General features: G+C 57.0%; 10 protein-coding genes. 6 read left to right on the top strand and 4 right to left on the bottom strand.

The genetic code is table 11. The annotated features are described in order from the left end of the window. From ACR0A1_RS13190 to ACR0A1_RS13175, 4 genes are read right to left on the bottom strand one after another with little or no spacing between them, the layout of a single operon-like run. Positions 1-831, bottom strand: coding sequence for an amidohydrolase family protein (locus ACR0A1_RS13190; protein WP_480867868.1), 831 nt, complete (start codon positions 829-831; stop codon positions 1-3). After that, positions 828-1,256 (bottom strand): RbsD/FucU domain-containing protein, encoded by a 429-nt coding sequence (locus ACR0A1_RS13185; protein WP_170608945.1) that lies wholly within the window; start codon positions 1,254-1,256, stop codon positions 828-830. Before ACR0A1_RS13185 ends, ACR0A1_RS13190 begins: the two co-directional genes overlap by 4 nt. Next, positions 1,246-2,298 carry an aldo/keto reductase gene (locus tag ACR0A1_RS13180; RefSeq protein ID WP_480867866.1) on the bottom strand — a complete coding sequence of 351 codons (1,053 nt, stop codon included), beginning with the start codon at positions 2,296-2,298 and terminating at the stop codon, positions 1,246-1,248. Before ACR0A1_RS13180 ends, ACR0A1_RS13185 begins: the two co-directional genes overlap by 11 nt. Next, entirely contained in the window at positions 2,295-3,032 is a 738-nt protein-coding gene (locus ACR0A1_RS13175; protein WP_170561785.1) for a GntR family transcriptional regulator, read from the bottom strand. The genes ACR0A1_RS13180 and ACR0A1_RS13175 overlap by 4 nt, the downstream gene beginning before the upstream one ends. An 84-nt stretch (positions 3,033-3,116) precedes the next feature. Between ACR0A1_RS13175 and ACR0A1_RS13170 the strand changes: the two genes are divergently transcribed. From ACR0A1_RS13170 to ACR0A1_RS13145, 6 genes are all read left to right on the top strand, one after another. After that, positions 3,117-4,670: a UxaA family hydrolase gene (locus tag ACR0A1_RS13170; protein WP_480867864.1), complete on the top strand. Its 1,554-nt coding sequence runs from the start codon at positions 3,117-3,119 to the stop codon at positions 4,668-4,670. 29 nt (positions 4,671-4,699) lie between these two features. Next, positions 4,700-6,238 (top strand): sugar ABC transporter ATP-binding protein, encoded by a 1,539-nt coding sequence (locus ACR0A1_RS13165; RefSeq protein ID WP_480751418.1) that lies wholly within the window; start codon positions 4,700-4,702, stop codon positions 6,236-6,238. Continuing rightward, complete coding sequence (locus ACR0A1_RS13160) at positions 6,235-7,242, top strand: ABC transporter permease (RefSeq protein WP_170394139.1); 1,008 nt, start codon at positions 6,235-6,237, stop codon at positions 7,240-7,242. The genes ACR0A1_RS13165 and ACR0A1_RS13160 overlap by 4 nt, the downstream gene beginning before the upstream one ends. 47 nt (positions 7,243-7,289) lie before the next feature. After that, the gene (locus ACR0A1_RS13155; RefSeq protein WP_170407420.1) at positions 7,290-8,234 is read left to right on the top strand and encodes an ABC transporter substrate-binding protein; all 945 of its coding nucleotides are present in this window, start codon (positions 7,290-7,292) and stop codon (positions 8,232-8,234) included. Positions 8,235-9,073: 839 nt separating this feature from the next. After that, the gene (locus tag ACR0A1_RS13150) at positions 9,074-10,324 is read left to right on the top strand and encodes an aminotransferase class V-fold PLP-dependent enzyme (RefSeq protein WP_480562151.1); all 1,251 of its coding nucleotides are present in this window, start codon (positions 9,074-9,076) and stop codon (positions 10,322-10,324) included. A gap of 21 nt (positions 10,325-10,345) precedes the next feature. After that, a complete protein-coding gene (locus ACR0A1_RS13145) occupies positions 10,346-12,790 on the top strand; it encodes a GcvT family protein (RefSeq protein WP_480867860.1) in 2,445 nt (814 codons plus the stop codon). The last annotated feature ends 9 nt before the right edge of the window (positions 12,791-12,799 follow it).

Genomic DNA, 12,799 nt, shown 5'->3' with positions numbered 1-12,799 from the left:
TCAATTCCTGAGGTTGTAGGCGCAGGCGGCGTTGCCACCCATTATTGCCTGTCGTTCTGCGCTGCTCAGATGTTTCAGCAACATGTCGGTGGTTTCACACCAGCGCTCATAGCTACTGGCCAAGGTGCAAACTGGCCAATCGCTACCCCAGATCAGACGCGATGGACCGAAGGTGTTCAGCAGGTGATCCACGTACGGGCGCAGATCGTCGATCGTCCAGTCTGTAGCAGCCTCAGTCACAAGGCCTGAAAGCTTGCACCATGCATTTGTATCTCGGGCCAAGGCGGTCATGTTGTCGGACCAGTCACCCAAGATTGCGTCTTTGATCAATGGTTTCGACCCATGGTCAATGACAATACTCATATCGGAATGGTGCTGAAGAAGTTGCCTGAGCGGGCCCAGGTGTTGAGGCAAGGTCAAGGCATCAAATGTCAGGCCATGCCGCTGAGCTGCCTCGAAAGCGGGCGTTAGCGCGTCGCCTAGCATCCAAAGCGGGTCGGCGATGTCCTGTATCATCGGACGTAGACCGACAAATGCCTTGTGGGTAGCCAACGCGGAAATCTTTGCAGGTGCATCAGTGGCTTCAAAGTCAACCCAGCCCACAACACCTTTGATAAACGCATTCTGATCGGCCAGAGCGAGCATATATTCGGTCTCGGCCACTGTGGGTGCTGCCTGCACAAGGACCGTGCCATCAATCCCGGCGGCGCTGAGCAGAGGCATCAGATCGTGCGGTGCAAAATCCCGGTAGATCTCGCTCAGATCGGGCGTCAGCCAGCCATAGTCGCCCCGCGCCAAAGCCCAGAAATGCTGATGCGCGTCGATCCTCATGCGATCACACCCTTTTTCAGGATGATGTTGCCATAAAGCCTGCGTTCGCCCGTTTGAACGATGGCAAACGCGTTGGCTGCACGCTCGTAGAATGCAAACCGTTCCAAGCCCTGAACTTTGGCCGGGTTGTCGGCGGTCGTGTCGATGATGCGTTGAAAGTCCGCGACTGCGTCGGGAACCGCCTCCGCGTCGCCGACAACCTGCATGGTCAACGCCGGATCAGGAACGAATGTGTCCAAGGGCATCACCGACAAGACCGCTTGCAACACTTCACTGGCCGAAGATCCATCCGCCCGAATGCAGTCCGGCCCGCTGCTGGAACCCGGGAAGTTCGCATCTGCAATAACGATTTCATCCCCGTGGCCCATGGCTCTGAGGGTATACAGCAGCTCCGGCGACAGGATCGGATCGATGTTACGCAGCATCTGCAGTCTCGCTTGGCAGAGGCGCATCCGGTCGGATCAGACCTTCGGATCGTAGGTCTGCCCACAGGCCCGGGGGAATGTCACGCTCCATCAATGCCACATTGGATTGGACTTCGGATGCGTTTACAGCCCCGGGTACAACTGTTTTGACGCAAGGATGGCCCAGAACAAATTGCAACGCCGCCGCAATCAGCGGAGTGTTGTGGGCTGCGCACACGGCTTCGATCTTGCGGACCCGGTCCAGAATGTCTTCGGGCGCGTCAGCATAATTGTACTTGGCACCGGGCACTGCTCCGGTCGCGAGAATGCCTGAATTGTAAGGTCCTCCGAGGATTATCCCGACGTCGCGCTGCTCGCAGAGTGGCAGGAAACTGTCGAGGGCCTCTTGTTCAAGCAATGTATAGCGCCCAGCCAAAAGGAACCCGTCAAAGTCGCCCAGCCCAAGAAGTTTCTCGCAAACCTGCCATTCGTTTACACCTGCGCCGATTGCTGCGATTTCACCCGCATCGCGCAGCTCGGTCAAAGCCTTGTAACCTCCGCCATCAAAAAGTTCGCGCACCTTGGCGTCCGACATTTCCTGACTGCCCTGGCTGAAGACACAGACATCATGGACCAGAAGAATGTCAGAATTGGCAACGCCGATCCTGTCGCGGCTGGCCTCGTAAGACCGCATGACCCCGTCATAGGTATAGTCGAACACAATCCGTTTCTGCGGCACATCGACAAAGGCTTCGGGTGTCACTTCATGCGGTTTGCAATCCAGTAATAAACGCCCGATTTTGGTCGAAAGCTGAATGTTCTTGCGACCGAACCGGTCGATCGCCTGCCCAAACCGATGCTCTGACCGGCCAAGCCCGTATTGCGGCGCGGTGTCGAAAAAACGGATGCCTGCGTCATAGGCGGCTTGCAATGCAGCCTGCGCGTCCTCGTCCGTGACTTTGCGGTACAGGTTCCCCAATGGCGCTCCGCCGAACCCCATGCGGGTCAGGGGAACGGGCCGCGTGGTCCGGTTGTTCAGTAATTCTGTTTGGGAAACGGTCATCCTGCCTCGCTATTCAGCTGTGGGGTGAGGTTGAACAGATGCGGCTTCAGTTGCTCCAACTGCTCAATGCGCGGCATCAACTGCCCGAGGTGGGCGCGCATAGCGACCTGCGCGGCCTGTTCGTCGCGATTGCTGATTGCCTCGAAAATGGCCCTGTGTTCTGCCAGTGTTTCAGCGATCCGGCCAGGGGTGGGCAGCAATAGCATGCGTGCGCGACTGACCTGTAAGGAAACGGTTTGGGCAACGTCGGCGAGGCGACGGAAGCCAGTAAATTCCATCAGAAGACTGTGGAACTCTTCATCAGCCTGATAAAAGCCTGGGATATCATCATCCATAATCAACAGTTCCTGCAGACGCATGTTGCGGCTTAACCTTTTACGCTGATCGTCGGTTATGTCGCGCGCGACTTTGGCGACAGTTGCAAGTTCAAGCGCTTCACGCAGGAATACGCCTTCGCGGATCTCGTCCATCGAAAAGTAGGATACGCGAGTGCCTGACTGCGGTACCACATCCACCAGCCCTTCCGAGGCCAAACGCGCGATCGCATCGGCCACAGGTGCGCGCGACACTCCCAATCTCTCACACACAGGTGCCTTCCTAAGGTTCGCTCCGGGTGGGAAATCCAGTGAGAGAATCGCCTGCTTCAATGAGTGGTGAACCCGCTGAGCGAGCGGTCCTTCGATCGTTGTGATCTCGGGCAACAGTTCGGCATCAATATCTTGGTGTTTGTTCATACTGCATAAGTTAGCATTCTAACATGTTAGTTGACAAGTAGTGATATTGGATTTAGCAACATTGACCAAGCAAGTGGAGAAGAGATGCGAGCGAACGGCGGCATAAACGTTTTGGAAGAGGCGACTCGCGATGTCGTGAAGCTAAATCCGCAGGACAACATCGTTATTGCTTTGCGTGACTTGCAGGCGGGTGAGCAGCCGGCACATGTTCCCGTGCAATTGGCTGCGCCCGTTACCCGCGGCCACAAGCTAGCCGTGTCATCAATCCAATCTGGCGAGAATATTGTCCGCTACGGTCAGATCATCGGGCAGGCCAAATGCGATATAGCGCCTGGCGAACATATCCATGTGCACAACCTTGGCATGGGGGCGCATCAGCAGGATTATGCGCATGCCAGCGCCAACACCCCGCTGCCTGTTCTGACTGAAAAGCGTACATTCGACGGATACCATCGATCTGACGGTAAAGTGGGAACCCGAAACTACATCGGGATTCTAACCACCGTGAACTGCTCGGGTTCGGTAGCGCGTTTTATCGCCGACGCAGCGGAAAAGACCGGGTTGTTGGAAAGCTATCCCAATGTTGACGGTGTGGTCCCGATTGTGCACGGGACCGGATGTGGAATGTCCAGCAAGGATGAGGGCTATGCTACCCTGTTTCGGACGTTGGCCGGCTATGCACAGCATCCGAATTTCGGGGGTATTCTGCTGATCGGTCTGGGCTGCGAAGTCATGCAGGTGGCAGATCTTGTCGGCGGTCGACCAATCCGCGCTGACGGTGCGCTGCGTTATATGACCATTCAGAACGAGGGCGGAACACGCCGCACTATCGACCGGGGGCTGGCGGAGTTGCGCGGCATCGCCCATCTGGCCAATCAAGCCGAACGCGCCCCGGCTCCGATCAGTGCCATCACGGTCGGTATGCAATGCGGCGGCTCAGACGGGTATTCTGGGATAACCGCGAACCCGGCGCTGGGGTATGCGTCGGATTTACTTGTGCGCCATGGTGGAACAACGATCCTGTCGGAAACCTCGGAAATCTACGGTGCCGAACACCTGCTGACCCGGCGGGCCGAGACTGCTGAGGTGGGTAAAAAACTGATCGAACGCATCCACTGGTGGGAGGACTACACGGCCCTAAACGGCGGTGAGATGGACAACAACCCAAGCCCCGGCAACAAGCGCGGGGGGCTCACAACCATTCTTGAGAAATCGCTTGGTGCCGTAGCTAAGGGAGGCACCGCGCCACTGCGAGACGTCTACAAATTCGGTGAGATGATCGACAAGAGCGGGTTTGTCTTCATGGATAGCCCCGGGTTTGATCCGTGTTCGGTCACCGGACAAGTCGCTTCGGGTGCGAACCTGATTGTGTTTACCACCGGGCGTGGTTCGGTGTCTGGATATCAGCCAACGCCCTGCATCAAGCTGGCCACCAATTCCGAAATGTATGCCCGCATGGCCGAGGATATGGATCTGAACTGCGGTGACATCGTGACAGACGGGATCAGCATCGAGAGCAAGGGCGAAGAACTGTTCGAAATACTGATCCGTGTCGCCTCAGGCAAGAAAACCAAAAGCGAGGAACTTGGATTTGGGGGCGTTGAATTCGTCCCCTGGCAAATTGGTGCGGTGATGTAAACCGCGTTGGCCCAAGGGGAGAGGGGCAAATGGGAGGCAACAAAAATAGACTGGTCGAAATGACGGGGATTGATAAGTTTTTCCCCGGCGTGCACGCGCTGAAATCCGTGCAATTCGATCTTGAACCGGGTGAAGTTCACGCGCTGATGGGCGAGAACGGTGCCGGCAAAAGTACGTTGATGAAAATCCTGTCGGGTATTTATCAACGTGACGGTGGGACCTTGAAGATCGAAGGGTGCGAAGTCAGTCCGACAACCCCGCGCGAGGCGCAGGATCTAGGTATTGGGATCATCCATCAGGAACTGAGCCTGATGAACGACCTGACTGTAGCCCAGAACATTTTTATCGGACGCGAACCGCGTAAGAGCTTTGGCCGTTTGGACGAGGCGGCGCTGAATGCGCAGACTGCCGAAATCTTTGCTTCGATGAACCTCAGCCTTGATCCCAAGGCGTTGGTTGGCAGCCTGACCATCGCAAAACAGCAAATGGTCGAGATCGCCAAGGCACTGTCCTTTCGGTCCAAGGTGCTCATCATGGACGAGCCAACAGCGGCCCTGAATGACGCCGAGATTGCCGAGCTGTTCGTGATCATCCGCCGCCTCAAGGCTGAAGGTGTAGGCATCGTTTACATTAGCCACAAGATGGACGAGCTGAAGCAGATCTCGGATCGCGTGACGGTTATGCGCGATGGGGAATATGTCGGAACAGTTGGGGCTGCTGAAACCCCGATCAGCCAGATCATCGCCATGATGGTGGGCCGAGAGGTCAAGGAAGAACCGCTGGACGTGCCCGATCTGGGTGATGCGGAGATGTCTTTGCAAGTCACCGGGCTGTGCCGGAGCAACGAAATTCAGGACGTCAGTTTCTCGGTCCAAAAGGGTGAAATTCTGGGCTTTGCCGGTCTGATGGGCGCAGGTCGTACAGAGGTTGCACGGGCTATCTTCGGGGCCGATCCCAAGGATTGCGGCGAAATCCGGGTACATGGTCAGGTGGTGTCGATCAAATCACCCACCGACGCCGTCAAAGCGGGGATTGGATACCTGTCCGAGGACCGAAAGCACTTCGGTCTCGCCACTGGTATGAATGTACGCGACAACATCGCGCTTGCCTCGATGGACCTATTCACCGGCGCAGGCGGGGTTCTGCACGATGGTGAAATCAGCGACACCGCCAAAAGCTACATCCAGCAATTGGGCATTAGAACGCCATCGGATGTGCAAGAGGTTCGTCTGCTGTCAGGCGGCAATCAGCAGAAGGTTGTCATCGCCAAATGGCTGCTGCGCGACTGCGATATTCTGATCTTTGACGAACCGACCCGCGGTATCGACGTCGGCGCGAAATCCGAGATTTACAAATTGCTGGAAGAACTGGCAGGGCAGGGCAAGACGATCATCGTGATCTCGTCTGAACTGCCCGAAATCATGCGCCTCAGCCATCGCATCGCCGTGATGTGCGAAGGGCGGCTGACCGGCATTTTGCCCGGCGGAAAAGACACAACTCAGGAAGACATCATGCATCTGGCCACGCAACGTGCGGCGGCGATGCAGGTAACAGGGACAGTCCAATGACCACAGCAACCGACATCGAAAAGAAAAAGCCACTATCGGGCCTCGCGGACAGTGGCGCCTATCAAAAGCTGTTGGCCTTTGCCAGTTTGATCGTCCTGCTGATCGGATTTTCTATTGCGTCGCCGAATTTCATGCAGACATCGAACATGATCGCCATTCTGCAGGCGACATCAGTAAATGGCGTTCTGGCCGTCGCCGCGACGCTGGTCATTATCACCGGCGGGATCGACCTTTCAGTCGGAACACTGATGACCTTCTGTGCTGTGATCGCCGGGGTGGTCCTGACATATCTCGGCATGCCCTTGCTGTTGGGTGTGGCCGCAGCCATTGCGGCGGGCGCATTTTGCGGACTTTGCTCGGGCACTTTCGTAGCGAAAATGAAAATTCCGCCCTTCATCGCCACACTTGGGATGATGCTGATTCTCAAAGGCCTGTCGCTGGTGATCTCTGGGACACGGCCGATCTACTTCAATGACACGCCGGGCTTTGACCAGATCTCGCGCGGGTCGCTGATCGGAGAGGTTTTCCCGTCACTGCCCATCCCCAACGGTGTGCTGATCCTGTTCCTGGTTGCCATCGCGGCTTCGTACATTCTGGGGCGCACAGTTCTGGGTCGTTACACCTTTGCGCTTGGCTCTAACGAGGAAGCGGTGCGTCTGTCAGGCGTGAACACCGACATGTGGAAGATGCGCATTTATGCGCTGGCCGGAGCGATCTGCGGCATCGCCGGTATCCTGATCGCCTCGCGCCTGAACTCGGCGCAACCGGCATTGGGTTTGGGATACGAATTGGAGGCGATCGCAGCCGTGGTGATCGGTGGCACGTCTTTGTCCGGTGGGCGCGGCACGATCCTGGGCACGCTGATCGGCGCCCTGATCATGGCTGTACTGACCAACGGATTGCGCGTGCTGTCAGTCGCGCAGGAATGGCAGACCGTTGTCACCGGCGCGATCATCATTCTGGCCGTCTATGCCGACATGGCGCGGCGCAAGAAATCGGGATGACCAAGCAACTAAATCAAAGACCAAAACGACCAACTGGAGGAGAAAACATGTTAACACGTCGTTTCATTCTGGGTGCGCTCAGCGCAGCCACCCTGGCAGGTCCCGCCTCGATGGCGGTAGCCGAAGAGATTTACATTCCACTGGTATCCAAAGGGTTCCAACATCAGTTCTGGCAAGCGGTGAAGTCCGGCGCCGAACAGGCAGCAGACGAGTTTGATGTCACCATCACGTTCGAAGGTCCGGATAACGAAACAATGGTGGACCGCCAAATCGACATGCTGGCTGCCGCTTTGGCCAACAACCCCAAAGCCATTGGGTTTGCCGCTCTGGACAGTCAGGCCGCAATTCCGCTTTTGAAGCAGGCCAATGAAAAGGGCATTCCGATCATCGCCTTCGACAGCGGCGTTGACAGTGACATCCCGCTTTCAACTGCGACAACAGACAATCTGGCGGCGGCTGGGCTTGCAGCCGACAAGATGGCCGAAAAAATCGGCGGCAAGGGTAAAGTTGCGGTTGTCGCGCATGACCAGACCAGCCGAACCGGCATCGACCGCCGCGACGGTTTCGTCAATCGCATGGCCGAGAAGTACCCGGATATCGAAGTCGTCACAGTTCAGTACGGTCAGGGCGACCACCTGAAGTCGACCGAGGTCACAAAGGCGATCCTGACAGCAAACCCCGATCTGAATGGCATCTTCGGCACCAACGAGGGCTCGGCCATCGGCGTTGTGAATGGCGTTCAGGAGCTGGGCACCGAGGGTTTGGTGATCATCGGTTATGACAGTGGCAAGGCCCAGAAAGACGCAATCAAGAGCGGCCTGATGGCGGGTGCGATCACGCAAAACCCTGTGGGCATCGGCTATGAGACTGTGAAAGCAGCGGTTGCGGCTCTGAATGGGGAAGAGGTTCCAGGTCTGATCGACACAGGCTTCTACTACTACGATGCCTCGAATATTGACGACCCGAAGATCTCGGCCGTTCTGTACGACTAAAAGTACTTATTAACTCTGTTCGGCCTGCCTTTTTGGTGGGCCGGACAACCAATGTTCATCGTTCAGGTGGGTTATGTCAGGTTTTGCGGGGCAACGGCGTTTGGGTCGCAACACCGGTCTGTCGCTGCTCCGCGTATGTCCTTGGTGCGTCGATGATGGGTTTAAGCCTAATTAGCAGAAATTTTGGCAAATTGATTTAATACTCGAAGTCTGGACATAAGCTAACCTGTTGCAGACGATTAACTTTTCAGCTTTCAATCAGCAAGCTCTATACACCAATATGTTACAAGCTATTGACCATCGACGAATGCGCCACCAGCGCGTGAGTGGTTCGCGGTATCGCCGCGTCGAAGGCAAGTTCGTGATCTCTTACAATGGCGATTAGTCAGGTCTGAAAGGCGTGACGAAATCCCAAACTGCTGTAAACAAATGCATGAATCGCTATCAATCTAAATACCCCTGCCGATATGGGAATATCTGGAATGCAGGATGCATGCCCGCTTCTACGATGTCTGGTTTGTGATCGCGGTACAGGCTGCGCCAATGAGGTTGGATCGTCACTCTCTCAACACCGTCCTGCAAAGCGATGTCTCTAGAACAACGCTCAGGTTACAAACCGTCGGCCTGACCAGCGGTTTCTCAACCAAGCGAAGGCATGCGTGAGGGTGTGATCGGGCCGACGAAATTGAAATTCGCGAACCATATCGTTCTTGTGGCTGAGTTCTCTTGGCTCGATGGTCTCAATTTCCACCCACAATGCCCCAAGTTTTTTTGTGAGTAGTTTTGCAAAAGGGCGCATATATCTTGCCAGAATGACATTTTCGCAGGAATGGTTCCCGATGACCAAGATCACTCCAGAATTGCTTGAACAAATCCGTGCCCGATTTGCGCAGGTCGACCACTGCCCGCAGCAGGGACCGCGTATTTTCTTTGAAAACGCGGGTGGCGCGCTGACGCTGAATTCGGTTGTGGGCACCTCGCAGGCTTATGCTGCGATCCCTGACAATCAGGGCCGCGACAACCCGGGAAGTCACGAACTGGTGCGGGTAATCAACAAGGCCAAAGAAGATATGGCCGTGTTCATGAACGCCCCCGGTGGCCAGTTCTTTGTCGGCGAAAGCGGGACCGAGCTGCTGTTTCGTTTGATAATGAACGCCTGTCTGGGCACAGGCACCGGTCGGGTGCTTGGCACAACGCTGGAACATCCCGCGACCCGAAGCGCTTGCGCGCGTTGGGCCGGGGTGGCCGGGCAAGTTCATGTTCTGGTGGTCCATGACGACGCCACAGGCACCGTCACCGCAGATGCTTATGCGGCGCAGGTAACGCCGGACACAAAGGTTGCGACTATCGTGCACACCTCGCCGGTGACCGGTATGGGCGTGGATGTAGCGGCTGTGGCTGCCGAGATCCGCGCCGTTGCGCCCAATTGCTTCATCATAATCGACGGTATCCAGCACGCCGCGCATGGCCGGATCGACCTGACCGCCTATGATGTCGATGGCTATGTGATCTCGCCTTACAAGGTGTTCTCGCGCCATGGTTACGGGGTGGCCTGGATTTCTGACCGGCTGACCAAGCTGCCACATAACAGCTTGATCGACGGCCCCGCCGACAATTGGGAAATGGGGACACGCGATACCGGCTCTTACGCTACAATGTCTGACGTAATCAGCTATTTCGAATGGCTGGGCGCACAGGTCAGCGACGCCACCGACCGGCGCGCAAAATTCGTCGCTGCCGGAGAGGCGATCCATGAGCAGGAAAAAGCGCTGACTGATGCGATGATCCGCGGAACCGGCAACCTGCCTGGGCTGGCCGAGATGGAGAAGGTGACCATTCTGGGCGGTGTCGATAACCCTGCACGCGAGGGGCTGGTGTCACTGCAGGTCGAGGGCGTGCCGTCGGTCGATGTGGTCAAGCAACTGAACGAACAAGGCATCCGTACGCATTTGCGCAAGGCCGATCACTACTCGGGCAACATCTTGACACCGCTTGGCATGGACAGCTGCGTGCGTGTTTCGATGTGCCACTACAACAGCGTCGCCGAAGTGGCCCAGTTTCTGGGTGCAATGAAAACCATCGCCGCCTGAGGCATTTGAGAGGGGAAGCACATGAAAACGCATGCGCAAGCGGTTGTAATCGGCGGTGGCCTAGCCGGCTGTTCAATTCTGTATCATCTCGCCAAGTTGGGTTGGACCGATGTGGTCCTGCTAGAGCGGGACGAACTGACCAGCGGCTCGACCTGGCACGCGGCGGCCAACATTCATGGGCTGCATGACAACAACAATATCACCCGCATCCAGCACTATACGATGAATCTATATAAAGAGCTGGAACAGGAAACCGGTCAGAGCTGCGGCGTGTTCCAGCCAGGTTCGCTCTATTTAGCGCAAACCGAAGAACGCGAGCATCAGCTGCGCCTACAGGAAGCCAAGGCTAAATTCTATGGTTTGAACTTCCACGAGGTCAGTCGCGAGCAGGCCAAGGAACTGCACCCGCTGGCGCAGTTCGACGATATCCGCTGCATCATGTATGAACCCGATGGCGGCAATGTGGATCCCTCGGGCGTGCCCCACGCCTATGCTGCCGGTGCCCGCGCCATGGGAGCAACCATAGAACGGTTCTGTCCGGTACTAGGTACGGATCAGCAACCCGACGGGTCTTGGATCGTGCGTACCGCAAAGGGCGATATTCACACGCAATGGGTGGTGAATGCCGCTGGTCTTTGGGGCCGCGAAGTTGCGGCGCTGGCGGGGCTGACTCTGCCGTTGCAACCGACCGAGCACCAGTACTTCGTGACTGAATCCATCGAAGAAGTTGCCAATCTGGGCCGTCGCCTTCCGTCAATTGCAGACCGGGATGGCGAGTACTATTTCCGTCAGGAAGGCAACGGATTGCTCATCGGGGCCTATGAGAAGGACATGAAGTTCTGGGCCGAGGACGGTACGCCGCTGGACTTTGCCCATGACCTGTTCCCCGACGATTTGGATCGGATCATGGAAAACGTGATCCGCGCTACCGAACGTGTGCCAGTTGCCGCCACCGCGGGGGTCAAACGGGTGATCAACGGGCCGATGATCTGGTCTCCGGACTCCAGCGCCTTGTGGGGTCCGGTGCCCGAACTGAAGAACTATTTCCTCTGCGGCGGACTGATCCCGGGTTTCTCGCAATCGGGTGGTCTGGGCCTGCTGGCGGCGCAGTGGATGATCGAGGGCGAGCCGCAATACGACATGTTTGCATGGGATCTGGCCCGCTTCGGCGACTGGGCCGACAAAAAATTCACCAAGGCACGGGTTGAGGACCAGTATACCCACCGTTTTGCCATCCACTTCCCGAACGAGGAGCGTAGTGCAGGTCGCCCCGCCCGAGTCCGCCCTGCCTTTGAAATGCAGAAAGACATGGGCTGTGTCTTTGGTCTGAACTGCGGCTGGGAGCATCCCCTATGGTTCGCCGATCAGCCCGGCGTGCAGGAAACCAACGGCTTCACACGCCAGAACTGGTGGGAGCCGGTGGGACGTGAGGTACAGATGCTGCGGGAGAATGTGGGCGTCATCGACATATCGAATTTTGCGAACTACATCATCAAAGGACCCGGTGCGCAAGATTGGCTGGATCGCTTGGTCGCCAACCGCGTACCGACCGTGATTGGGCGGTCTTGCCTGACGCCGCTGATCTCTGTCCGTGGCGGCGTGGCTGGCGATTTCACCATAACCAAGGTGGCCGATGACGAATACATGATGATCGGATCGGGCATGGCCGAGCGCTATCATCAACGCTTTTTCAACATGATCGACCTGCCAAAGGACACAACCTTCGAAGTCGCCACCGACCGCATAGCCGGGTTCAACGTCGCCGGTCCGAAAGCGCGTGACCTGCTGCAGCGGCTGACCAATGCAGACCTGTCGAACGAGGCGTTCCGCTTTATGCGCTCGGCCACAATCGAGGTTGCGGGTGTCACCTGTCTGGCCATCCGCGTCAGCTTTACCGGCGATCTAGGGTGGGAGTTGCACTGCGCCGAAGAAGATCAGACCCGGCTTTACGCTGCGCTGCTGGATGCGGCCAAGCTGCTGGATGGCGGCCCCGTTGGCGGCCGCGCGCTGGGGTCGTTGCGGATCGAAAAAGGTTATGGCTCATGGGGCCGTGAGTATTCGCAGGAATACTGGCCGCAAGAGGTCGGGCTGGCGGGCCTGATCAAGCTGGACAAGGATTTCCTGCACAAGGATGCGTATCTGTCGGTCAAGGACAACGCCGCGCGCGAAGTGCTGTCAATCTTCGAGGTCGAAGTCTCCGAGGATGCCGACGCTACCGGCGGTGAGCCGATTTTTAACCCGGATGGTACCCCGGTTGGCCGCGTGACATCCGGTGCATACGGCTATTCGGTCGGCAAATCGCTAGCGCTTGGCTATATAAACCCTGAGGTCGCACAACCTGGTGATACGGTCGAAGTGTTCATCCTTGGCAATCCCCATAAAGCGAAAATCCTGTCCGAGCCCCCATTTGACCCGGATGGAAACCGCCTGCGTGATGTTAAACCGGCACTGGAAGGGGCTGCTTGAGCAGCCCCG

The sequence above is a fragment of the Ruegeria sp. D6 genome, assembly GCF_056534365.1.
The sequence above is the reverse complement of the archived record's forward strand: the minus strand, read 5'-3'. Positions and strand labels throughout refer to the sequence as shown.